Source organism: Streptomyces sp. NPDC026538 (assembly GCF_055567535.1).
The window spans coordinates 615,105-636,265 of sequence record NZ_JBVHQG010000002.1 but is presented as its reverse complement, the minus strand read 5'-3'; the positions used below and the strand labels follow the sequence as shown (position 1 = coordinate 636,265).

Genomic DNA, 21,161 nt, shown 5'->3' with positions numbered 1-21,161 from the left:
CTGTGTGGCCTCGAGAAGCAGTGTGCCCTTGACGGCACGGGGGCGGGAGTGAAGACTCCTTCAACAGAACGTTGAATTCCGTTACATGGGTGTAAATCCCGTTTCCCGGAAGTAAAACGGCGGCAGAGAGAGGGGTCCGGGTGTCCGACGCTGAACTGGTGCTGCGCTCGACGCGCGTCATCACCCCGGAGGGGACACGGGCCGCTTCGGTCGCCGTGTCCGCCGGGACGATCACTGCCGTACTGCCGTACGACGCCCCCGTCCCGGCGGGCGCCCGCCTGGAGGACTTCGGCGACGACGTGCTGCTGCCCGGCCTGGTCGACACCCATGTGCATGTGAACGACCCGGGCCGCACCGAGTGGGAGGGCTTCTGGACCGCCACGCGCGCGGCGGCGGCCGGCGGCATCACCACCCTCGTCGACATGCCGCTCAACTCCCTCCCGCCGACCACGACCGTCGACAACCTCCGGGTCAAGCAGGAGGTCGCAGCCGACAAGGCGCACATGGACGTCGGCTTCTGGGGCGGCGCGCTGCCCGACAACGTCAAGGACCTGCGCCCGCTGCACGACGCCGGGGTCTTCGGTTTCAAGGCGTTCCTGTCGCCGTCCGGCGTGGACGAGTTCCCGCATCTCGACCAGGAGGGGCTCGCGCGGTCCCTGGCGGAGATCACCGCCTTCGGCGGCCTGCTGATCGTGCACGCCGAGGACCCGCACCACCTGGCCGCCGCCCCGCAGCACGGCGGCCCCAAGTACGCCGACTTCCTGGCCTCGCGTCCGCGCGACGCGGAGGACACGGCGATCACGCAGCTGATCGCGCAGGCGAAACGCCTCCACGCGCGCGTGCACGTCCTGCACCTGTCCTCGTCGGACGCCCTGCCACTGATCGCCGAGGCCAAGCGGGACGGGGTACGGATCACCGTCGAGACCTGCCCGCACTACCTCACCCTCACCGCCGAGGAAGTCCCTGACGGCGCGAGCGAGTTCAAGTGCTGCCCGCCCATCCGGGAGTCGGCCAACCAGGACCTGCTCTGGCAGGCACTGGCCGACGGCACCATCGACTGTGTGGTCACCGACCACTCGCCCTCGACCGCCGACCTGAAGACCGCCGACTTCGCGACCGCGTGGGGCGGCATCTCCGGCCTCCAGCTCAGCCTCCCCGCCGTGTGGACCGAGGCTCGCAAGCGCGGCCACGGTCTTGAGGACGTGGTCCGCTGGATGTCGGCCCGCACGGCCGCGCTCGTCGGCCTCGACGACCGCAAGGGCGCCATCGCCCCGGGCCGGGACGCCGACTTCGCCGTCCTCGCGCCCGACGAGACCTTCACCGTGGACCCGGCGGGCCTCCAGCACCGCAACCAGGTCACCGCGTACGCGGGCAAGACCCTGTACGGCGTCGTGAGGTCCACCTGGCTGCGCGGCGAACGCATCGTCGCGGACGGCGCGTTCACGGCCCCGAAGGGACGCCTGCTGACCCGCACCCCCTGACCACCGCTCGCTTCCGCACCCGCAGCGGCCGACACCGAGAGGAAGACCTTCTTTGACGGCGATCCCGACCTTCACCGGCGACGCGAACCCCTACTCCGGCGGCGACCCGTACGCCGACTACCGCACCGCCGACTTCCCCTTCACCCAGTACGCCAACCTCGCCGACCGGCAGCTCGGCGCCGGGGTCATCGCCGCCAATGACGAGTTCTTCGCCCAGCGGGAGAACCTGCTGGTGCCCGGGCGGCCCGAGTTCGACCCCGAGCACTTCGGGCACAAGGGCAAGATCATGGACGGCTGGGAGACGCGCCGCCGACGCGGTGCCTCGGCCGGGCACCCCTGGCCGACGGCCGAGGACCACGACTGGGCGCTGGTCCGCCTCGGCGCCCCCGGTGTCGTCCGCGGGATCGTCGTCGACACGGCCCACTTCCGCGGCAACTACCCGCAGGCGGTGTCGGTCGAGGGCACGTCGGCGCCGGGCTCGCCGTCCCCCGAGGAACTTCTCGGCGACGACGTGAAATGGACGACGCTCGTCCCGCGCACGCCGGTGGGCGGCCACGCGGCGAACGGCTTCGCCGTCTCCGTCGAACAGCGCTTCACCCACCTCCGCGTCAACCAGCACCCCGACGGCGGTATCGCCCGCCTGCGCGTGTACGGCGAGGTCGCCCCGGACCCCGAGTGGCTCGCCGCGCTCGGCACCTTCGACGTGCTCGCCCTGGAGAACGGCGGTCAGGTCGAGGACGCCTCCAACCTCTTCTACTCACCGGCCACCAACACCATCCAGCCGGGCCGCTCCCGCAAGATGGACGACGGCTGGGAGACGCGCCGGCGCCGCGACCAGGGCAACGACTGGATCCGCTACCGGCTGGTGGCCCAGTCCCAGATCCAGGCGATCGAGATCGACACGGCGTACCTGAAGGGCAACAGCGCCGGCTGGGCGTCGGTGTCGGTGCGGGACGGCGAGGACGGCGACTGGCGGGAGATCCTCCCGCGCACCCGCCTCCAGCCGGACACCAACCACCGCTTCGTCCTGGCTTCCCCCGCCGTGGGCACGCACGCGCGGGTGGACATCTTCCCCGACGGTGGAATCTCCCGCCTGCGGTTGTTCGGAACGCCGACAGAATCGGGATCAGCGGGGCTGACGGCCAGGCACCGCGAACTGTCCTGACCCGCCTTTTCCGCCCGCCCACCCGGCTCGGTTGCCCCGCCCACCCGGCTCGGTTGATTTTCGAGCCCGCTGCTCCGACAACCGAGACGTGTGGGTGGGAGGGCGAGGGAACCGCTGAAGCGTCGGCTACGTTCTTTCCCCGTGACCCTTCAGCAAGAAATCGTCGGCAACGCCATGCAGATGGCGGTCGTCAACCTGCACCCCGGCCAGACCGTCTACTGCGAAGCCGGAAAGTTCCTGTTCAAGACTACGAACGTGACCATGGAGACCCGGCTCAGCGGCCCGAACGGCGGCGGCCAGCCGCAGGGCGGTGGCGGCGGCATGGGCGGCATGCTGCGCCAGGCCATGGGCACCGCCATGCAGGTCGGGCAGCGCATGCTCGCAGGCGAGTCACTGGCCTTCCAGTACTTCAGCGCGCAGGGCGGTGAGGGCACCGTCGGCTTCGCGGGCGTGCTGCCCGGCGAGATGCGCGCCCTGGAGCTCAACGGCACGCGCGCGTGGTTCGCCGAGAAGGACGCCTTCGTGGCGGCCGAGTCCACCGTCGAGTTCGGCATCGCCTTCCAGGGCGGCCGCACCGGCATGAGCGGCGGCGAGGGCTTCATCCTGGAGAAGTTCACCGGCCACGGCACCGTGATCATCGCCGGCGCCGGCAACTTCATCGACCTCAACCCCGCCGACTTCGGCGGCCGTATAGAGGTCGACACGGGCTGTGTCGTCGCCTTCGAGGAGGGCATCCAGTACGGCGTCCAGCGCGTCGGCGGCCTCAACCGCCAGGGCCTCATGAACGCCGTCTTCGGCGGCGAGGGCCTCTCCCTGGCCACCCTGGAGGGCAACGGCCGGGTGATTTTGCAGTCCCTCACCATCGAGAGCCTCGCCAACGCCCTGAAGAAGGCCCAGGGCGGCGACAAGCAGGGCCCGACGGGCGGACTGTTCTCCACGCACGCGGGGTGAGCCGCCGGAGGGACGATCACGGCCGATGAGGTGCGGGCGCCCGGCGGGTGCGGCGGGGCGGAATGCGGCGGGTTCGTCACCGAGGTCTTCGACCGGGTCGACGGTCTACTCCTTCCCTCTCGCGCGGCCGGGGCCCGCCCCGTGAAGGCCGCGGCCCCAGGTTAACTCCCTGAAAACTCAAGGGACTTGCCGGGAAATTCTTCAGACTTGTCATTGACATGCCACTGTCTACGCGCGTCATCATGAAGCCATGAGATTCCCCCCACGAATCACCCGCACCGGCGCCGCCGGCGTCGTCCTGTCCGCCCTCCTCGTCGGCGGTACCGTCACCGCCACCACGGCGGACGCCGCGGCCGCCTCGGTCGGCAGCATCTGCTACAGCGACCTGCCGTCACAGGCGTACGACACCCTCGACCTGATCGCGTCGGGCGGTCCGTTCCCGTACTCGCAGGACGGCGTCGTCTTCCGCAACCAGGAGGGCGTGCTGCCCAGCCAGGCGAGCGGTTACTACCACGAGTACACCGTGAAGACGCCCGGCTCTTCCACACGCGGTGCACGTCGCATCGTGACCGGCAAGAAGACCCGGGAGGACTACTACACGGCGGACCACTACGTGACGTTCGACCTGGTCAACTTCGGCTGCTGAATTCCGGCCGAGTCCGCCGGCCGATCGCCGGGAACGGCGCGACCTGCCGGAGGTCCGGTCCGCGTTCAGCCTGACCTCCGGCTCTCCGCGACGGCGAACAGCGCGATCGCCAGCACGATCAGTGCGACGCTCGCGTAGACGCCGTAGCCGTCGAGGAAGCCGAGCCGTTGCACGAGACCCACGTGCCAGTGGGTGAACTCGTGCAACAGGCCCAGCGCACCCTGCACCAGAGCGACGAATCCGAGCAGTTCCAGCAGCTGTTTCACAGCACGACTCTCGCCCCGCGGCCTCCCCCCATGCCATCGGCCGCGGGGCGAGCCGTGCCCGCCGGAAGTCGCCACGTACGCGCGCGTGCCGTGCCGAAAGTCCATACGAGCCTCTACTTTGGTCGACGATCCCGTGCTCGGGGAGGTGTCACCGGCGGGTTCCTGCGTAGATTCGTCGACCGTGAGCGGTGACATCTCGGTACGGACGTTCGAACGGCGGCGGTGGCTCTTCCCGTCCGCCGTGATCCATGAACTCGATCCCGACGCCGGCCCGGCCGGCCGGCGGCCCAGGCGCACCGCGCGGGACTGGCTCGTCGACTTCAGCTGTTTCCTGCTCGCCGTCCTGCTGGGCGTGGCCGCCGCGAACACCATGCGGCAGGACCCGAACGTCTCCCACGGCCTCGCGGTCTCCGACCAGCTGATCGGCGGTCTGGCCTGCGCCGCGGTCTGGCTGCGCCGCCGCTGGCCGACGGGCCTGGCCATCGCCATGGTCCCGGTCGGCTTCGCCTCCGACACCGCGGGCGGCGCCGCCATGGTCGCCCTGTTCACGCTCGCCGTGCACCGCCCGTTCCGGTACGTCGCCTGGATCGCCGGCGCCAACCTCGCGCTGGTCCCGCTCTTCTACTGGCTGCGTCCCGACCCCGACCTGCCCTACCTGGCCGTCGTCATCCTGGTCGTGCTCTTCACCCTCCTGGTCATCAGCCTCGGCATGTTCGTGCGCTCCAAGCGGCAACTGATGGTCAGCCTGCACGACCGGGCCCAGCGGGCCGAGACCGAGGCCGGGCTGCGCGCCGAGCGGGCCCAGCGGCTGGCCCGGGAGGCCATCGCCCGGGAGATGCACGACGTCCTCGCCCACCGGCTGACCCTGCTCAGCGTGCACGCCGGGGCCCTTGAGTTCCGTCCCGACGCGCCCCGGGCGGAGATCGCCCGGGCGGCCGGGGTGATCCGGGAGAGCGCCCACGAGGCCCTCCAGGACCTGCGTGAGATCATCGGCGTCCTGCGTGCCGCCGACGGCGACGAGGCGGGCGGCCGGCCGCAGCCCACGCTGGCCGCCCTCGACGCGCTCGTCAGCGAGTCCCGCGAGGCCGGCATGAAGGTCACCCTCGACAACCACGTCGGCGATCCGGCGGCCGTCCCCGCCTCCGTCGGCCGCACCGCCTACCGCATCGCCCAGGAGGGCCTCACCAACGCCCGCAAGCACGCCCCCGGCGCCGAGGTCACCGTGCGCGTCACCGGAGCACCCGGCGACGGCCTGGACATCACCGTGCACAACCCCGCCCCGGAGGCCGACGCCCCGCACGTCCCCGGCTCGGGCCAGGGGCTGATCGGCCTGACCGAACGCGCGACGCTGGCCGGCGGCCGGCTGGAGCACCGGGCCACCGGCGACGGCGGCTTCGAGGTGCGGGCCTGGCTGCCCTGGGGGGCCGCCGCCTGAGCCACCGTGCCCGCCGCCCGAACGGCCACGTGATGTCGTACCCGCGTGATTACGTAGGAGCCATGACCGCGATCAGACTGCTGCTCGTCGACGACGACCCCCTGGTGCGGGCGGGCCTGTCCCTGATGATGGGCGGAGCCGGGGACATCGAGATCGTCGGGGAGGGCGCCGACGGCGACGAGGTCGAGGCGCTCGTCGACCGCACCCACCCGGACGTCGTCCTGATGGACATCCGGATGCCGTCCGTGGACGGGCTCACCGCCACCGAGCGGCTGCGCGCGCGTGCGGACGCCCCGCAGGTCGTCGTCCTGACCACCTTCCACGCCGACGAACAGGTGTTGCACGCCCTGCGCGCGGGGGCCGCCGGGTTCGTCCTCAAGGACACCCCGCCCGCCGAGATCGTGGACGCGGTGCGCCGGGTCGCGGCCGGTGACCCCGTCCTGTCGCCCGCCGTCACCCGGCAGCTGATGCGGCACGCGGCGGGCACCCGGGCCGACACCCGGCAGGCACGCGCGCGTGACCGGCTCGCCGCCCTCAACGAGCGCGAACGCGAGGTCGCCGTCGCGGTCGGCCACGGCCTCGCCAACGCCGAGATCGCCACCGGCCTGTTCATGAGCGTCGCCACCGTCAAGACCCACGTCTCCCGCATCCTGGCCAAGCTCGGCCTGAACAACCGCGTCCAGATCGCGCTGCTGGCATACGACGCGGGACTGCTGGAGGAGTAGGGGCACCAGTCGGGCGCCCCGAACGTTCTCCGGGTACGGGACGGCCTCGGGGACCTCCTGAAGGGGGAGTACAGCATGCAGGTGACCGACCTCGGCGAGTACGGCGACGGTCTGCGCACGGACCCGCACACGGTCTACGCCCGGCTGCGCGAGCGCGGCCCGGTGCACCGGGTGCGGTGGCCGCTGCCCGACGCGTACCACGAGACCTGGCTGGTCGTCGGGTACGAGGAGGCCCGCGCGGCGCTCGCCGACCCCAGACTGGCCAAGGACACCGAGAAGGCCGGCTTCAAGTTTCTCGACGAGGAGCTGATCGGCAAGTACCTGCTGGTCGCCGACCCGCCCCAGCACACCCGGCTGCGCGGGCTCATCACGCGCGCGTTCACCGCCCGCCGGGTGGCCGCACTGGAGCCGCGGATCCAGGAGATCACCGACCACCTGCTCGACGAGATGCTCCCGGGTGGCCGCGCCGACCTCATCGACGCCCTCGCCTACCCGCTGCCGATCACCGTGATCAGCGAACTGCTCGGTGTACCCGAGCTGGACCGCGCACGGTTCCGGAAGCTCTCCAACGAGGTGGTCGGCTCCGCCCGTCCGAGCAACGAGTACGACGCGTTCGCCGAGCTCGCCGAGTATCTGAGGGAGCTGATCGAGGACAAGCGGTGCGCGGGCCCGAGCGACGACCTGCTCAGCGACCTGATCCGCACCACCGCCGAGGACGGCGACCGGCTCTCCGTCGAGGAACTGCGCGGCATGGCCTTCGTCCTGCTGATCGCCGGCCACGAGACCACCGTCAACCTGATCGGCAACGGCGTCCTCGCCCTGCTCACCCACCCTGCCCAACTCGCCGCCCTGCGCGCCGACATGGGCCTCCTGGACGGCGCGGTCGAGGAGATCCTGCGCTGGGAGGGCCCGGTGGAGAACGCGACGTACCGGTACGCCGCCGAGCCCCTGGAGATCGCCGGCACCGTCATCGAGCGGGGCGAGCCGGTGATGGTCGGCCTCACCGCCGCCGACCGCGACGGCGCCCGCTATCCGGAGCCCGACCGCTTCGACATCCGCCGCGACCACCGCGGCCACCTCGCCTTCGGCCACGGCATCCATTACTGCCTGGGCGCACCCCTGGCCCGCCTGGAGAGCCGCACGGCCCTGCGCGCCCTCCTGGAGCGCGCCCCGGACCTGGCCCTGGACGGCCCGCACGGCGAGTGGCTGCCGGGCACGCTGATGAGAGGGGTGCGGAACCTTCCGGTGCGCTGGTAGCCGGGGTGCGCTGGTAGCCGGAGTGTGCTGGTAGCCGGGTGATCCGGTAGCCGGTGGGCTGCCGGGCCGGCGGCAGCCGCGGTCAGCCCAGCCGGTCCGGGATCTCGGCGAGGGCCACCGGTCTCCGCTCGTGCCGGGAGACCTCGCAGGCCTCCGCGATCCGCAGCGCCTGGAGCGCCTCGCGCCCGTCGCAGGGGTTGGCGAGCCCGCCGCGCACCACGTCGACGAAGGCACACAACTCGGCCTCGTAGGCGGGTCCGAACCGCTCCAGGAAGCCGGGCCACGGCTTGTCCGCGGGCGGCGGCCCGGTCGGCTCGGTGGAGGCCACCGGCGTACGGTCGTCCAGGCCGACCACCACGGTGTCCCGCTCCCCGGCCAGCTCCATCCGCACGTCGTACCCGGCGCCGTTCAGCCGGGTCGCGGTGGCGGTGGCCAGCATGCCGTCGTCCAGGGTGAGCAGGGCCGCGCCGGTGTCCACGTCACCGGCCTCGCGGAACATGGCGGGCCCGGCGTCCGAGCCGGTCGCGTACACGTCGACGACCTCGCGGCCGGTCACCCAGCGCAGCACGTCGAAGTCGTGGATCAGGGTGTCCCGGAACAGCCCGCCGGACAGCGGCAGCCACTCCGGCGGAGGCGGCGACTGGTCGGAGGTCAGCGCCCGCACGGTGTGCAGGCGCCCGAGCCGACCCGAGCGCACGGCCTCACGGGCGCCCGCGTACCCCTTGTCGAAGCGCCGCTGGAAGCCCATCTGCAGCACCGTCCCGGCCTTCTCCACCTCGGCCAGGGCGTGCAGCGTGCCCGGCAGGTCGAGGGCGATCGGCTTCTCGCAGAAGACCGGGATCCCGGAGCGTGCGGCCCGGCCGATCAGGTCGGCGTGCGCCGAGGTCGCGGTGGTGATCACCACGGCGTCCACGCCCCACTTGAAGATCTCGTCCGTCCCGGGTGCCGCCGTCTCCCCGAGACGGTGTGCCAGATCCTGGGCCCGCGCCGGATCCACGTCCGTCAGGATCAGTGACCCGACCTCGCGATTGCGGCTGAGCGTGTTCGCATGAATGGTTCCGATGCGGCCCGTCCCGATGACCCCGATGCGCATGGGAACAAGGTGCGGGTGCACCCCGTGCGCTGTCAATGCGTATGTCCGGACAATCGAACTACACAACTTCCCGTCAACCCGTCACGGGGATACGCTCGGGCCCGTGCCGAAACCAGATGTGGACCCGACCGTGCCGCTCGACCTGAGTGTGGACCGGAGCTCGCCGGTGCCGTTGTACTTCCAGCTCGCGCAGCAACTGGAGGCGGCCATCGAGCACGGCTCGCTCACCCCCGGCAGCCTGCTGGGCAACGAGATCGAGCTCGCCGCACGGCTCGGCCTGTCCCGCCCGACCGTGCGTCAGGCCATCCAGTCCCTGGTCGACAAGGGTCTGCTGGTCCGTCGCCGGGGTGTCGGCACCCAGGTCGTGCACAGCCAGGTCAAACGCCCCCTGGAGCTCAGCAGCCTCTACGACGACCTGGAGTCGGCCGGTCAGCGCCCCGCGACGAAGGTACTGGTCAACACCGTCGTCCCGGCGTCCGCCGAGATCGCCGCCGCGCTCGCGGTAGCCGAGGACACCGAGGTACACCGCATCGAGCGGCTGCGGCTGGCGCACGGCGAGCCGATGGCGTACCTGACCAACTACCTGCCGCCCGGTCTGCTCGACCTGGACACCGGGCAACTGGAGGCGACCGGTCTCTACCGCCTGATGCGGGCCGCCGGGATCACCCTGCACAGCGCCCGTCAGTCCATCGGCGCGCGGGGCGCCACGGCCGCCGAGGCCGAGCGGCTTGCCGAGCCGGAGGGCGCCCCGCTGCTCACCATGCGGCGCACCACGTACGACGACACCGGCCGTGCCGTGGAGTTCGGCGACCACATCTACCGGCCGACCCGCTACTCCTTCGAGTTCCAGCTGCTCGTACGGTCCTGAGCGCGGCCCGGTTTCCGACGTTCCGTTAGTCGCAATGTCCGGACAATGTGAGCGCAGAGTGCCGCCCGCCGACGTCAGGGGTGTACCCCATGTTCGATACTGAGGCTTTTGGGGCAGGCGAGGTCGCCGTCGGTGGTCACCCACGGTGAGCTTCGCCCGCCCCTCTCGCACGTATGAGCACGGCAAGAAGGGCACGGCCTCGTGGCACGGTTTCGGACCTGGGTGGGCATCGCGGTGGCGGGGGCGCTCGGCGTCACCCTCACCGGATGCAGCAGTACCGGCGGCAAGCGGGCGGAGGACGCCCGGAACGCCGCGGCGGCCCAGGGGAGGGCGGCGGTGAACACGCCCCGCTGGACCTTCGCGATGATCACTCACTCGGGGGACGGCGACACCTTCTGGGACATCGTGCAGAGCGGTGCGAAGCAGGCCGCCCGCAAGGACAACATCAATTTCCTGTACTCGCACGACGACGAGGCCCAGCAGCAGGCGCAGCTCGTGGACGCGGCGGTCGACAAGAAGGTCGACGGGATCATCGTCACCCTCGCCAAGCCGGACGCCCTCAAGGCGGCCGTGGCCCGCGCCGAGAAGGCCGGCATCCCGGTGATCACCGTGAACTCCGGTTCCGAGGAGTCCAAGGCCTTCGGCGCCCTCGCGCACATCGGTCAGGACGAGACCATCGCGGGTCAGGCGGTCGGTGACGAGCTGGACAAGCGCGGTAGGAAGAAGGCCCTGTGCGTCCTGCACGAGCAGGGCAACGTCGGCCACGAGCAGCGCTGCGCGGGCGTCGCCAAGAACTTCGACGGCGAGGTCGAGAACCTCTACGTCAACGGCACCAACATGCCCGACGTGCAGTCCTCGATCGAGGCGAAGCTCCAGGCCGACCGGTCGATCGACGCCGTCGTCACGCTCGGGGCGCCGTACGCCGACACCGCCGTGAAGGCGAAGACGGACGCGGGCAGCACGGCCGAGGTCGACACCTTCGACCTCAACGCCAAGGTCGCCGCCGAGCTCGAGGACGGCACCCTCGGCTTCGCCGTGGACCAGCAGCCGTACCTCCAGGGCTACCAGGCGGTCGACCTGCTGTGGCTCTACAAGTACAACGGCGACGTCCTCGGCGGCGGCCGGCCGGTGCTCACCGGCCCGCAGATCATCACCAAGGACCAGGCGGCCGCGCTGGCGAAGTACACCGAGCGGGGCACCCGATGAGCGCCACCTTGGAAGACTCCCTGGATGAAAGGATTCTGCAGACCTCTCCGCTGCGGAGACTCCTCTCCCGTCCGGAGCTGGGCTCGGTCGTCGGCGCAGTCGCCGTCTTCCTCTTCTTCGCCGTGGCCGCCGACGGCTTCGTGCGCGCGTCCAGCATCAGCACGGTCCTCTACGCCTCCTCGACGATCGGCATCATGGCCGTACCGGTGGCGCTGCTGATGATCGGCGGCGAGTTCGACCTCTCCGCGGGCGTCCTGGTCACGTCCGCCGCGCTGATCTCCTCGATGTTCAGCTACCAGATGACGGCGAACACCTGGGTCGGCATAGGGGTCTCGCTCCTCGTGACCCTCGCCATCGGCGCCTTCAACGGCTTCGTGCTCACCCGCACCAAGCTGCCCAGCTTCATCGTCACCCTGGGCACCTTCCTGATGCTGACCGGCGTGAACCTCGGCTTCACCAAACTGATCGACGGCACGGTCTCCACCAAGACGATCGCCGACATGGAGGGCTTCCCGTCCGCCCACGCGGTCTTCGCCTCGACATTCACCGTCGGCGGCGTCGACTTCAAGATCACGATCCTCTGGTGGCTCGCCCTGGTCGCGATCGCCTCCTGGATCCTGCTGCGCACCCGCGCCGGCAACTGGATCTTCGCGGTCGGCGGCAACCAGGACGCGGCCCGCGCGGTCGGCGTCCCCGTCACCCGGACCAAGGTCGGCCTCTACATGGGCGTGGCGCTCGGCGCCTGGATCTCCGGCCAGCACCTGCTCTTCTCCTACGACGCCGTCCAGTCCGGCGAGGGCGTCGGCAACGAGCTGATCTACATCATCGCGGCCGTCATCGGCGGCTGCCTGATCACCGGCGGCTACGGCAGCGCGGTCGGCTCGGCGGTCGGGGCGCTCCTTTTCGGCATGACCAGCAAGGGCATCGTCTTCGCCGAGTGGAACCCCGACTGGTTCAAGTTCTTCCTCGGAGCGATGCTGCTCCTCGCGACCCTGCTCAACACCTGGGTCCGCAAGCGCGCGGAGGCCACCGCATGACCCTCGTCCGGCTGACCGACGTCAGCAAGCACTACGGCACCGTCCGCGCCCTGGAGGGAGTCTCCCTGGAGGTCCACGCGGGCGAGATCACCTGCGTCCTCGGCGACAACGGGGCCGGCAAGTCCACCCTGATCAAGATCGTCGCGGGTCTGCACCGGCACGACGGCGGCACGCTCGTCGTCGAGGGCGAGGAGACGACGCTGACCTCCCCGCGCGAGGCCCTGGACCGAGGCATCGCCACGGTGTACCAGGACCTGGCGGTCGTGCCGCTGATGCCGGTGTGGCGCAACTTCTTCCTCGGCTCGGAACCCCGCAAGGGCCGGGTGCTCAAACGCCTGGACGTCGACTTCATGCGCCGCACCACCCGCGCCGAACTCCTCCGCATGGGCATCGACCTGCGGGACGTCGACCAGCCCATCGGCACCCTGTCGGGCGGCGAACGCCAGTGCGTGGCGATCGCGAGGGCCGTCTACTTCGGCGCGAAGGTCCTGATCCTGGACGAGCCGACGGCGGCACTGGGTGTGAAGCAGTCGGGTGTGGTCCTGAAATACGTGGCAGCGGCACGCGACCAGGGCCTGGGTGTTGTGTTGATCACCCACAACCCGCATCACGCGTACCTGGTGGGCGACCGCTTCGTGCTGCTGAAAAGGGGCACGATGGTGGGGAGCTATGCACGCGACCAGATCACCCTCGAAGAACTGACCGGCCAGATGGCCGGCGGAAGCGAGCTGGACGCTCTACGCCATGAGCTGCAGCGCTCCTGAAAGGGGCGCGGGGCTGTGTTGATTTGCGGCTCCGCCGCGTGGGCGCGACCAGCCGCGACGCACCCGCACCCGGCAATGGTGCGCACCCCTCCTTATCTCCCCTGAACGGCGCCACCCCTCCCCGTACGGCAGAATCTAGCCCGATGAGCACCTACCGCGACCTCACGGCCCCCATAGGCTCCCGCCGAGCCCCCGTCCTGCGAACGGTCGGCACACGGGAGCGCCGGTCCCACCTGACGGCGCCCCGTGTCCCCACCGTCGGCATCGACATCGGCGGCACCAAGGTCATGGCGGGCGTCGTGGACGCCGACGGCAACATCCTGGAGAAGCTCCGCGCGGAGACCCCGGACAAGTCCAAGAGCCCGAAGGTCGTGGAGGACACGATCGTCGAGCTGGTCCTGGACCTGTCCGACCGGCACGACGTGCACGCCGTCGGCATCGGCGCCGCCGGCTGGGTCGACGCCGACCGCAACCGCGTGCTCTTCGCCCCGCACCTGTCCTGGCGCAACGAACCGCTGCGCGACCGCCTCTCCGGCCGGCTCTCGGTCCCCGTCCTCGTCGACAACGACGCCAACACCGCCGCCTGGGCGGAGTGGCGGTTCGGCGCCGGCCGCGGCGAGGACCACCTGGTCATGATCACGCTCGGCACCGGCATCGGCGGCGCGATCCTCGAGGACGGCCAGGTCAAGCGGGGCAAGTACGGCGTCGCCGGCGAGTTCGGCCACATGCAGGTCGTGCCTGGCGGCCACCGCTGCCCGTGCGGCAACCGCGGCTGCTGGGAGCAGTACAGCTCCGGCAACGCGCTGGTCCGCGAGGCCAAGGAGCTGGCCGTGGCCGACTCCCCGGTGGCCTACGGGATCATCGAGCACGTCAAGGGCAACATCAACGAGATCACCGGCCCGATGATCACCGAGCTGGCCCGCGAGGGCGACGCGATGTGCGTCGAACTGCTCCAGGACATCGGCCAGTGGCTCGGCGTCGGCATCGCCAACCTCGCCGCCGCACTCGACCCGTCCTGCTTCGTCATCGGCGGTGGCGTGAGCGCCGCCGACGACCTGCTGATCGGCCCCGCGCGGGACGCGTTCAAGCGCCAGCTCACCGGCCGCGGCTACCGCCCCGAGGCCCGGATCGCCCGCGCCCAGCTGGGCCCCGAGGCCGGCATGGTCGGCGCCGCCGACCTCGCCCGCCTGGTCGCCCGCCGCTTCCGGCGTGCCAAGCGGCGCCGGGTCGAGCGGTACGAGCGCTACGAGCGGTTCGCGGATGCCCGCCGCACCCGGGACACCGCATGACCGCTTCGCTGCCCCGCCAGGCCGCGTCCCCGGAGGAACCGAAGCGCCCGCCCGAGACCCCGGGGCACAAGGCCAAGCGCCGGGCGCTGACGCTCCTGATCATCGTGCTGCTCATCGGCGTACCGGCCGGCTATCTGGTGATCTCCGCCGCCCAGAGCCGCAACAGCGGCAAGGACAAGGAGTCCAAGTACTCGGCGACCGGCCTCACCGAGGGCTGGCCGTCCAAGGTGCAGCGGCGGCTCTACCAGGTGCCCGTCCCGCACCCGGCCGACAGGATCGCCTACTACGAGACGAACAACTGGAAGACCAGCCGTCTCTACGTCCAGTTCCGGACCAACAGCGCGGGCCTGGACAGCTTCCTGGAGGGCATGGGCGTCAACCGGGACGCGCTCAAGAAGGACGACATCAGCATCAGCTCCCGCGACCGGAAGATCACCGGCTGGAAGTTCACCGGCCCCGGCCCCTGGTCGGGCCTGACGCGCAAGCAGAAGAACCCGTCGCCCACCCAGGACGTGGTCGTGAACACGGCCGACCCGAACTACCCGATGATCTACGTCGTCTCCCGCACCGTTCCGTGACCACGGCCCCCGGCCGGCCGCCGGGGCCGATTGTCAGACCCCGCCCGTACAGTCGAAGACGTCTGATCCGACATGTGGGCGGGAGGTGGCAGAACGTATGAGCGGCACGGTGACCGAGACCCCTGACGGCGTTCCGCTGCGCCTGGCGGCGGTCTATCTGCCCGCCGACCTTCCGCGCCAGGGCCGGATCGCCTTCTGGGACCCGGACGGCGACCCGCTGCCCGCCGCCGCGACCGAGGACCTGACGGTCGTACGACGGCACGGCGCCGGTGTCCGCCGCCGGCAGGTGCCCGCGCTGACCCTGCCGCTCGGCGAGGCCCTCCCCCTGCTCGTGCGGGCCCGCCGTGACCCGGCCGCCCACCCCGCCACCGCCTGCTGGGGCGCCGCCGCCCAGCACGCGCTGCGGCTCGCCGCCCGGGGCCGCCTGCTGCCGGGCCTCACCCCGGCCGGACACGACGCCTGGCGCGCCGGGCCCCTGGAGCCCGCCGACATCGCCCACCTGCGTGCGGTGGCCGCCGCCCTGCCCGCCGAGGGCCACGCCGTCCCGCTGCCCGGCCCCGGCCCGCTCCTGCTGCCCCAGCCGGAGGCGCTGATCCGCTCCTTCCTGGACGCGGTCGCCGACACCCTGCCCCGCACCCCGGCCGCGCCGCACACCTCCGGCAGGCCGTTCGCCGCCCGCGAGGCCCAGCGGCTGCCCGACGCCCAGGAGTGGGCCGCGGAGGTCGCCGCCGGCATGGACGCGGGCGTGCGCATCTCGCTCCGCCTCGACCTGTCGGCCTACGACCTGTTCGACGACGGCGAGGGAGCGCACCGCGCGGGAGCGGCGATCGTCCAGGTGCACAGCCTGGCCGACCCCACCCTGATGACCGACGCGGCGGCACTGTGGGCGGGGCGGTCCGACGCCGCCTTCGCCCCCCGCGCGCGCGTGGACGCGGCGCTGGCCGTACGCCGGGCCGCGCGGGTGTGGCCACCACTGGACCGGCTGGCCGAACAGGACGTGCCGGACGTACTCGCTCTCTCCGAGGAGGAGTTGGGCGATCTGCTCGGGGTGGCCGCGACCCGGCTCGCGGCGGCCGGGGTCGCCGTGCACTGGCCCCGGGACCTGGCCCAGGACCTCACCGCGGCCGCCGTGATCCGCTCCGCGCCCGGCTCGGCGACCGACGGCACGGGCTTCTTCGAGGGCGAGGATCTGCTGCAGTTCCGCTGGCAGCTGGCGCTCGGCGGTGACCCCCTCAGCGACGCCGAGATGGACGCGCTGGCCGAGGCCCACCGTCCGGTCGTACGGCTGCGGGACCGCTGGGTGCTCGTCGATCCGGCCCTGGTCCGCAAGGCCCGTAAGCGCGAACTGGGCCTGCTCGACCCGGTCGACGCGCTCTCCGTGGCACTCACCGGCGAGGCCGAGGTGGACGGCGAGACCGTACCGGCGGTCCCGGTCGGCCTCCTCGCGGCCCTGCGCGACCGCCTCACGGCCGGCGTCCAGCCCGCCGAGCCGCCCGCCGCCCTGCGGGCCACCCTGCGCGACTACCAGCTGCGGGGCCTGGCCTGGCTCGACCTCATGACCTCCCTCGGCCTCGGCGGCTGCCTCGCCGACGACATGGGCCTCGGCAAGACGATCACGGTCATCGCCCTGCACCTCAGGCGGGCCCGCACCGAACCGACCCTGGTGGTCTGCCCCGCCTCGCTGCTCGGCAACTGGCAGCGGGAGATCGTCCGGTTCGCGCCCGGCGTCCCCGTCCGCCGCTTCCACGGTCCCGACCGCACCCTGGACGGCCTCGACGGCGGCTTCGTCCTCACCACGTACGGCACCATGCGGGCCGCCGCGGCCAGGCTCGCCGACCGGCCCTGGGGCATGGTCGTCGCCGACGAGGCGCAGCACGTCAAGAACCCCTACTCGGCCACCGCCAAGGCGCTGCGCACCATCCCGACCCCCGCGCGCGTGGCCCTCACCGGCACCCCGGTTGAGAACAACCTCTCCGAACTATGGGCCCTGCTCGACTGGACCACCCCCGGACTCCTCGGCCCGCTGAAGTCCTTCCGTGCCCGGCACGCGCGCGCCGTCGAGAACGGCGAGGACCAGGAGGCGGTGGCCCGGCTCGCCCGCCTGGTCCGCCCCTTCCTGCTGCGCCGCAAGAAGTCCGACCCGGGCATCGTCCCCGAGCTGCCGCCCAAGACCGAGACCGACCACCCTGTCCCCCTCACCCGCGAACAGGCCGCGCTGTACGAGGCGGTGGTCCGCGAGTCGATGCTCGCCATTGAGACGGCGGCGCAGGGCATCGCACGCCGGGGCCTGGTACTCAAGCTTCTCGGCGCCCTCAAGCAGATCTGCGACCACCCCGCGCTCTACCTCAAGGAGGAGGCGGGCGCCGACGGCCTGGCCGCCCGCTCCGGCAAACTCACCCTGCTCGACGAACTGTTGGACACGGTCCTCGCCGAGGACGGCTCGGTGCTGGTCTTCACCCAGTACGTCGGCATGGCCCGCATGATCACCGCGCACCTCCAGGCCCGCGCGGTCCCGGTCGACCTCCTGCACGGCGGCACACCGGTACCGGAGCGCGAGCGCATGGTGGACCGCTTCCAGAGCGGCGCGACCCCGGTCCTGGTGCTGTCGCTGAAGGCCGCGGGCACCGGCCTCAACCTCACCCGCGCGGGTCATGTCGTCCACTTCGACCGCTGGTGGAACCCGGCGGTGGAGGAGCAGGCCACCGACCGCGCCTATCGCATCGGCCAGACCCAGCCCGTCCAGGTGCACCGCCTGGTCACCGAGGGCACGGTGGAGGACCGCATCGCCGAGATGCTGGAGGCCAAGCGCGCCCTCGCCGACGCGATCCTGGGCTCCGGCGAGTCCGCGCTGACCGAGCTGTCGGACCGCGAGCTGTCGGACCTGGTGTCGCTGCGGAGGACGTCATGAGCGAGGACGAGCAGCGGCCGGGCGACGCGGCACGGCGGGCGCTGCGGGCGGCACGGGGACGCGGTACGGAGACCGGGGGAGACGAGGCGGCCGCGGCCGGGGCGCGGCCCGGAGGCCCCGCCGCGGCGGGTACGGACGCCGAGCGGCGGGTACCCAGGGCGTCCGAGGCGGCCCGGCTGGCGCTGCGGACGGCCGCGGCCTCGAAGGAGGCGGAGCAGCGGGACGCCGAAGCCGAGGCCGACGCGGGCCGGGCCGACGTGGGCGGCGGTGCCGCTGTCCCCGACACCGGGCCGGTGGACGCCGGTGGGCCGGCCCTCGCTGCCGTGCGACCGGGCGCCCGCCCCGGTGACGTGGCGCGCGAGGCGCTGCGTGCGGCCCGCGCGGAGGCCCGGCGCGCGGAGGCGGCAGCGGCGGAGGCCGCGGAAGGAGCGTCGGTTCGCGCGGTACGCCGGCTGCCGTCGCCGACCCCGGCGGAGTCGGTTCGCGGTCGCACCGCCCACGACCTGAGGCAGTTCCTGGCGACCGCGTTCAGGATGCCGAAAGAGGAACCCGAGCCGAACGAGCGGGCACCGGCCGACGCCCCGGCGGATCAGGCGATTTCGACGGCGCACCTCGACGAAGTCGGGGCGCGACCCACGGCATCGCAACATGCCCGAACCATGCTCACTCCGGCCGCGTCCACTACGACCACTGAGTCCTCCGCGTCCACCGACCGCCCGCAGCCCACGGTCCCCGCGCCCGCCGCCGCCGAGCGACCGCAATCCGGCGCCCCCGCGTCCGTCACGCCTCCCGGCCACTCGGATCCGACGGCTTCCGCGCCCCTCGGGCCCCTCGCCCCTCCCGGCTTCCCGGATCCGCGCACGCCCGCGTCCGCCGCCCCCCTCAGCTCCCCGGATCCGCGTACGCCCGCGTCCGCCGCCCCTCCCAGCCCCCCGGAACCGCACACCCTGGCACCCACCGCCCCTTCCGGCCGCCCGGAACCGACCTTCTCCTCCGCGTCTGCCATGGCCACCCGCCCCCCGGATCCGACCGGCTCCGCCTCGGCCTCCGGTCGCCCGGAGCCGGAGGGCGCCTCCACCGCCCCCCGCCTGCCCCGCACCATGGCCACCCCCCATCGCGACAGCGAGCTTCGCCGGACCTTTCCCTCGCTTCCTTCCCGCGCCGGTGCCGCTGGGGCGGACTTCGCCGGTACCTGGTGGGGGAACGCCTGGGTGCGGGCGTTGGAAGAGGGGGCGTTGGACGTGAAGCGGCTGGTGCGGGGGCGGGGTTATGCCGAGCGGGGGCACGTGGACGCCATCACCGTGACGCCGGGACTGGTCCTGGCGTATGTGCAGGGGAGCCGGCCGCGGCCGTATCGCGTGCAGGTGCGGTTGCGTACCTTCGGCGAGGACGAGTGGGAGCGGTTCCTGACGGCCGCCGCCGACCGGCCCGGAGACATCGCCGCGCTGCTCGACAAGGAGCTTCCGCAGACGCTCGCCGAGAGCGGGGTGGCCTTGTTGCCGGGGCCCGGCGAGCTCGAACCCCGTTGCAGCTGCCCGGACTACGGACACCCCTGCAAGCACGCGGCCGCCCTCTGCTACCAGACCGCGCGGTTGCTGGACGCCGACCCGTTCGTGCTGCTTCTGCTGCGCGGCCGCGGCGAGCGCGAGGTCCTCGACGCCCTGTCCCGGCGCAACGCCGCCCGCGCGGCCCGCGAGCGGCAGCCGGTGTCCCTGCCCGGCGTCCGCGCCACCGAGGCCCTGGCACCGCGACAACTCCCGCCGCTGCCGCCCCCGTTGCCGGTACCGTCGCACCCCGAGCAGCCCCCGGTGTACCCGGGCGTGCCCGGCGGACCCGACCCCTTCACGCTGGACCAGCTCGCCACGGACGCCGCCGCCCGCGCCCACGCCCTGCTCGCCACCGGACGCGACCCGGTCGGCGAACTGACCCTCTGGCAGGACGCGGTACGCCTCGCCGCGGCCCGCCCCGGCTCCGGCCTGACCGCGTCCACCCGCGCCCTCTACGCCTCGCTCGCGGACGCCGTCGGCCGCACCCCGGGCGACCTGGCCCGCGCGGTCGCCGCCTGGCGGCAGGGCGGCCCGGAGGGGCTGGCCGTGCTGGAGGAACCCTGGGATCCGCCGGCCGGCCGTTTCGACCGGGCCAGACCCCTGCTCCTGGCCGCCGACCTCCCGGCCTTCCGGCCCTGGCGCAACCACCTGACCCACCCCGGCGGCCATGTCCAGCTCCGGCTGGGCCACGACGGCCTGTGGTACGCCTACGAGTCCGAACCGGGCCACGACGACTGGTGGCCCAGAGGCACCCCCGACCTGGACCCGGTGGGCGCGCTGACGGGACTCGGGGCGACGGACGACCTCTAGAGACCCCGGCGTCAGATGGCCGCGCCGATACCGTCGTGCACTCGGCCAGCCACCCGGGAAAGGGCGTACCGCGACCGGGTCAGGACGAACGCGGCAGATACCCGCGCGCCCACCACGCCGGAGCGCAGGCCACGGCCGCGTCGACCATGTCGTCCTTGGTGACCGAGGGGTCGTCGAGCCAGGCCTTGATGGCACCGGCGAAACCGTGCGCCATGAACTGGGCGATCACCTGCGGGTTGGCGTCGGGCAGCGCGGAACGGTCGGCGCGCGCCATGAACGCCAGGGCGTACTCGCTGAAGTGGCGCACGAGCGCCTCGTAGACCCCGCTGGCCGCCGGATCGCCGAGGGAGAGCCGGTAGACCGCCCGGAACCGTTCGACATGGTTGCCCACTTCCGCGGTGGTCAGCCGCAGCAGATCGCCGGCCGAGTGCCCGTGCCGCGCCCGCTCGTCCTCCAGCCGGTGACCACGGTCAAGGTCGGCGTCGAGGACCTGGATGAGCAGCTCCAGCGGAGTGCTGTAGCGGTTGTAGAAGGTGGCTCGGGTGACCCCCGCGCGCTCGGCCAGTTCGGCGACGCTGATCTGGGAGACCGGCCGCTCCGAGGCGAGTTCCACGATGGCCCGCTCGAAGGCCTGGGTGGTCCGGGTGATGCGCGGGTCGATCCGGCCGCTCAGCGTACTGCCCTCCTGTCAACCGGCGCCCGCGTCGCTGCCCGGTTACGGGTGCCCGGTCCGCCGCCCTGTGCTGGGTCCATCTTGCGGCACGGGAATGCGAACGCCATAAAGAAGGGATATGTGAAACCGGATATCGGGAACCTTCGCGAAGTCGCCACAATGGTCGGTTCTTTGACAGGAGAAGACGGAACTCGTTCACCGTCTGGCACTCAATCCGCTGGTCGGCGAGATTTGAGAGGGTTTTCCGACGAACCCACCGGGGCCGCAGGAGCGAGAGCCCTCAGGTTCGGACCGGCGATGTCAGATTTCGTGACGCATGAGAGGGTCAGACGGGTGAGCGAGACACCACCGAACACCCTGCAATACCGCTTTGACGGGCCAGAAGAGGCTCCCGTCCTGATCCTGGGTCCCTCCCTGGGTACCACCTGGCACAGGTTGTAGGAACCGTCCAAGGGCGTCCAC

18 protein-coding genes are annotated in these 21,161 nt (G+C 72.1%); 15 read left to right on the top strand and 3 right to left on the bottom strand.

Annotation, left to right across the window (positions count from 1 at the left end; genetic code table 11):
* The first annotated feature begins 140 nt into the window (after positions 1-140).
* The 4 genes from allB (at position 141) to ACZ4N4_RS09785 (ending at position 4,243) form a co-directional block, all read left to right on the top strand.
* The gene (allB, locus tag ACZ4N4_RS09800; RefSeq protein ID WP_453569359.1) at positions 141-1,481 is read left to right on the top strand and encodes an allantoinase AllB; all 1,341 of its coding nucleotides are present in this window, start codon (positions 141-143) and stop codon (positions 1,479-1,481) included.
* 52 nt (positions 1,482-1,533) lie between these two features.
* Positions 1,534-2,646 carry an allantoicase gene (gene alc, locus ACZ4N4_RS09795; RefSeq protein WP_467586378.1) on the top strand — a complete coding sequence of 371 codons (1,113 nt, stop codon included), beginning with the start codon at positions 1,534-1,536 and terminating at the stop codon, positions 2,644-2,646.
* A 141-nt stretch (positions 2,647-2,787) separates the two neighbouring features.
* Complete coding sequence (locus tag ACZ4N4_RS09790; RefSeq protein WP_453384763.1) at positions 2,788-3,597, top strand: AIM24 family protein; 810 nt, start codon at positions 2,788-2,790, stop codon at positions 3,595-3,597.
* A gap of 250 nt (positions 3,598-3,847) precedes the next feature.
* Positions 3,848-4,243, top strand: a complete 396-nt coding sequence (locus tag ACZ4N4_RS09785) for a ribonuclease domain-containing protein (protein WP_453569365.1) — start codon at positions 3,848-3,850, stop codon at positions 4,241-4,243.
* 65 nt (positions 4,244-4,308) lie between these two features.
* Here the strand turns inward: ACZ4N4_RS09785 and ACZ4N4_RS09780 are convergent, their stop codons facing one another.
* Entirely contained in the window at positions 4,309-4,509 is a 201-nt protein-coding gene (locus ACZ4N4_RS09780; protein WP_450766317.1) for a hypothetical protein, read from the bottom strand.
* A 181-nt stretch (positions 4,510-4,690) separates the two neighbouring features.
* Between ACZ4N4_RS09780 and ACZ4N4_RS09775 the strand changes: the two genes are divergently transcribed.
* From ACZ4N4_RS09775 to ACZ4N4_RS09765, 3 genes are all read left to right on the top strand, one after another.
* Positions 4,691-5,944: a sensor histidine kinase gene (locus ACZ4N4_RS09775; RefSeq protein WP_453569370.1), complete on the top strand. Its 1,254-nt coding sequence runs from the start codon at positions 4,691-4,693 to the stop codon at positions 5,942-5,944.
* A gap of 62 nt (positions 5,945-6,006) precedes the next feature.
* Positions 6,007-6,669 carry a response regulator gene (locus tag ACZ4N4_RS09770; protein WP_467586375.1) on the top strand — a complete coding sequence of 221 codons (663 nt, stop codon included), beginning with the start codon at positions 6,007-6,009 and terminating at the stop codon, positions 6,667-6,669.
* A 75-nt stretch (positions 6,670-6,744) separates the two neighbouring features.
* Positions 6,745-7,926, top strand: a complete 1,182-nt coding sequence (locus ACZ4N4_RS09765) for a cytochrome P450 family protein (RefSeq protein WP_467586372.1) — start codon at positions 6,745-6,747, stop codon at positions 7,924-7,926.
* 82 nt (positions 7,927-8,008) lie between these two features.
* On the opposite strand, the gene ACZ4N4_RS09760 is transcribed toward ACZ4N4_RS09765, so the two are convergent.
* Complete coding sequence (locus ACZ4N4_RS09760) at positions 8,009-9,019, bottom strand: Gfo/Idh/MocA family protein (protein WP_362570583.1); 1,011 nt, start codon at positions 9,017-9,019, stop codon at positions 8,009-8,011.
* Between the two features lie 130 nt (positions 9,020-9,149).
* Between ACZ4N4_RS09760 and ACZ4N4_RS09755 the strand changes: the two genes are divergently transcribed.
* The 8 genes from ACZ4N4_RS09755 (at position 9,150) to ACZ4N4_RS09720 (ending at position 20,026) form a co-directional block, all read left to right on the top strand.
* Complete coding sequence (locus tag ACZ4N4_RS09755) at positions 9,150-9,887, top strand: GntR family transcriptional regulator (protein ID WP_351698172.1); 738 nt, start codon at positions 9,150-9,152, stop codon at positions 9,885-9,887.
* A gap of 201 nt (positions 9,888-10,088) precedes the next feature.
* Positions 10,089-11,093, top strand: coding sequence for a sugar ABC transporter substrate-binding protein (locus ACZ4N4_RS09750; protein ID WP_453569379.1), 1,005 nt, complete (start codon positions 10,089-10,091; stop codon positions 11,091-11,093).
* Positions 11,090-12,130 (top strand): ABC transporter permease, encoded by a 1,041-nt coding sequence (locus tag ACZ4N4_RS09745; protein WP_467586368.1) that lies wholly within the window; start codon positions 11,090-11,092, stop codon positions 12,128-12,130. The genes ACZ4N4_RS09750 and ACZ4N4_RS09745 overlap by 4 nt, the downstream gene beginning before the upstream one ends.
* Positions 12,127-12,894 carry an ATP-binding cassette domain-containing protein gene (locus ACZ4N4_RS09740; RefSeq protein WP_453569385.1) on the top strand — a complete coding sequence of 256 codons (768 nt, stop codon included), beginning with the start codon at positions 12,127-12,129 and terminating at the stop codon, positions 12,892-12,894. Before ACZ4N4_RS09745 ends, ACZ4N4_RS09740 begins: the two co-directional genes overlap by 4 nt.
* A gap of 143 nt (positions 12,895-13,037) precedes the next feature.
* Positions 13,038-14,183, top strand: a complete 1,146-nt coding sequence (locus tag ACZ4N4_RS09735; protein WP_467586365.1) for an ROK family glucokinase — start codon at positions 13,038-13,040, stop codon at positions 14,181-14,183.
* The gene (locus ACZ4N4_RS09730) at positions 14,180-14,761 is read left to right on the top strand and encodes a sugar kinase (RefSeq protein WP_467586362.1); all 582 of its coding nucleotides are present in this window, start codon (positions 14,180-14,182) and stop codon (positions 14,759-14,761) included. Before ACZ4N4_RS09735 ends, ACZ4N4_RS09730 begins: the two co-directional genes overlap by 4 nt.
* Positions 14,762-14,858: 97 nt before the next feature.
* Entirely contained in the window at positions 14,859-17,669 is a 2,811-nt protein-coding gene (locus tag ACZ4N4_RS09725; protein ID WP_467586359.1) for a DEAD/DEAH box helicase, read from the top strand.
* Complete coding sequence (locus ACZ4N4_RS09720; RefSeq protein ID WP_467586356.1) at positions 17,666-20,026, top strand: SWIM zinc finger family protein; 2,361 nt, start codon at positions 17,666-17,668, stop codon at positions 20,024-20,026. Before ACZ4N4_RS09725 ends, ACZ4N4_RS09720 begins: the two co-directional genes overlap by 4 nt.
* Before the next feature lie 79 nt (positions 20,027-20,105).
* On the opposite strand, the gene ACZ4N4_RS09715 is transcribed toward ACZ4N4_RS09720, so the two are convergent.
* A complete protein-coding gene (locus ACZ4N4_RS09715) occupies positions 20,106-20,639 on the bottom strand; it encodes a TetR/AcrR family transcriptional regulator (RefSeq protein ID WP_467586353.1) in 534 nt (177 codons plus the stop codon).
* Positions 20,640-21,161: the final 522 nt, after the last annotated feature.

Excerpts from the sequence above, each read along its gene's own strand:
- ACZ4N4_RS09785 (WP_453569365.1), top strand. The coding sequence starts at position 3,848 with ATGAGATTCCCCCCACGAATCACCCGCACCGGCGCCGCCGGCGTCGTC.
- ACZ4N4_RS09770 (WP_467586375.1), top strand. The coding sequence starts at position 6,007 with ATGACCGCGATCAGACTGCTGCTCGTCGACGACGACCCCCTGGTGCGG.
- ACZ4N4_RS09765 (WP_467586372.1), top strand. The coding sequence starts at position 6,745 with ATGCAGGTGACCGACCTCGGCGAGTACGGCGACGGTCTGCGCACGGAC.
- ACZ4N4_RS09760 (WP_362570583.1), bottom strand. The coding sequence starts at position 9,019 with ATGCGCATCGGGGTCATCGGGACGGGCCGCATCGGAACCATTCATGCG.
- ACZ4N4_RS09745 (WP_467586368.1), top strand. The coding sequence starts at position 11,090 with ATGAGCGCCACCTTGGAAGACTCCCTGGATGAAAGGATTCTGCAGACC.
- ACZ4N4_RS09740 (WP_453569385.1), top strand. The coding sequence starts at position 12,127 with ATGACCCTCGTCCGGCTGACCGACGTCAGCAAGCACTACGGCACCGTC.
- ACZ4N4_RS09735 (WP_467586365.1), top strand. The coding sequence starts at position 13,038 with ATGAGCACCTACCGCGACCTCACGGCCCCCATAGGCTCCCGCCGAGCC.
- ACZ4N4_RS09730 (WP_467586362.1), top strand. The coding sequence starts at position 14,180 with ATGACCGCTTCGCTGCCCCGCCAGGCCGCGTCCCCGGAGGAACCGAAG.
- ACZ4N4_RS09725 (WP_467586359.1), top strand. The coding sequence starts at position 14,859 with ATGAGCGGCACGGTGACCGAGACCCCTGACGGCGTTCCGCTGCGCCTG.
- ACZ4N4_RS09720 (WP_467586356.1), top strand. The coding sequence starts at position 17,666 with ATGAGCGAGGACGAGCAGCGGCCGGGCGACGCGGCACGGCGGGCGCTG.